The organism is Modestobacter sp. DSM 44400 (assembly GCF_900107175.1).
In the GTDB taxonomy this organism is placed as follows: Bacteria; Actinomycetota; Actinomycetes; order Mycobacteriales; family Geodermatophilaceae; genus Modestobacter.
Genome location: NZ_FNOZ01000171.1, coordinates 1 through 1351, shown reverse-complemented (window position 1 = coordinate 1351; position 1351 = coordinate 1). Strand labels below are relative to the sequence as shown.

1 pseudogene is annotated in these 1351 nt (G+C 71.5%); it reads left to right on the top strand.

What is annotated here, in order from left to right:
• Nucleotides 1-987 precede the first annotated feature (987 nt).
• Nucleotides 988-1351, top strand: a pseudogene (locus BLW04_RS25545) (hypothetical protein); the annotation flags it as partial.

The following is a 1351-nucleotide window of genomic DNA, read 5'->3' as shown; positions in this document are numbered from 1 at the left end:
GATGGAGTCTTGGCGGACGCCCAACACCTACCTCACGGCCGGTGCGGGCGGGGGACCGCCACCTCAAGTTCTACAAGACCCGGGACAACCTCGCGGGCCCCTGCAGCAGCTGCAGCGCTTCCGCGACGAGCTGTACCGACGCTGAGACGCGCTGTTCGAGCTGATCGACGGGCTACTGACGGCCGAGTCGATGCCCTCGCTGCCACATCTGAGCCTGCTGCCGACCTACCGGCGCGGCTGGGGCAGCGTGTATGCCGCCCTGGCCGCCGGTGAGCTCGACGTCGAGCGGTTGGCCGAGCTGCTCGTTGCCTCCCGGGCGGTGGTGCGTTGGCCTTCGCGGTGGAGGCCAGCGCCTGGGCCCGCTGTGATGCCGGAGGTTGTCCCGGGTTTCGTAGAAGTTGAGGTGGCGGTCCCCTGCCCGCACCGGCCGTGAGGTAGGTGTTGGCGTCCGCCAAGACACCACCGACAGGGGACCGCCGTGACCAAGAAGTACCAGAACGACAAGATCGACACGCCCGCCGGCAACGGCTTCGTCGTACCGGAGCGGGGCGGCGTTGCACCTGCGGCCGCTGTCCCTGCTCTAGGCCGCCTGAGTCGGCGCCGGCCGAGCCGGCGGCTGAGCAACCGTGGGCCACCGGGCCGATCCTCCGGCTTGCGTGCACCGCGGCGGCGCGGACAGTGCGGACGGTAACGTCGCCGGCCGAACCAGCGCCCCGCCGGTGACTCCCGTCCCAGACTCGTCGCTCCTCTCTAGCCCATCCGTGGCCTCATGCCTTCGTCTGTCAGCCGGCGGAGGGCCGGTTGCGTCTGTAGGGAGGCTTTCGTGGCTGCTGCAGCCGCTTCCCGGGACTTGCTCAGCCGGGAGATCCCGGGTGGACTCGACCAGGCGCCTCATCCGCCGGGTGCTCACCCCGAGCAGGTAGCAGGTGGGAATGACAAGCCCATCTGGCCCCACTGCTGCGCAAGCTGCTCAACCCGGCGGCCGCGATGACCGCCGACGCCGCAGGCGACGGCGGGTCGCTGGGCGGGTTGTCGTTCACCTCTTCCCGTGCGATGGGGGCGACCTGGGCGCTGGAGGGGGTGTGGGGCCAGCTCGGGCTGGACGTCCTGCTGCGTCGGCTGCTGGCCGGCACCCGCCGCGACGCACGGGTGGAGCGCATCTTGTTCGCGCTGGTCGCGGCCCGGGCGACCGAGCCGGCCAGCAAGCTGGCCACCGCCCAGTGGCTGACCCGCCGCACCTGGATCACCGGCCTGACCGACCAGCCCACCCCCGCCGATCAGCTCGACGGCACGCGCGATGACGGCACGCGCGATGACGGCACGCGCGATGACGGCACGCGCGATGACGGCA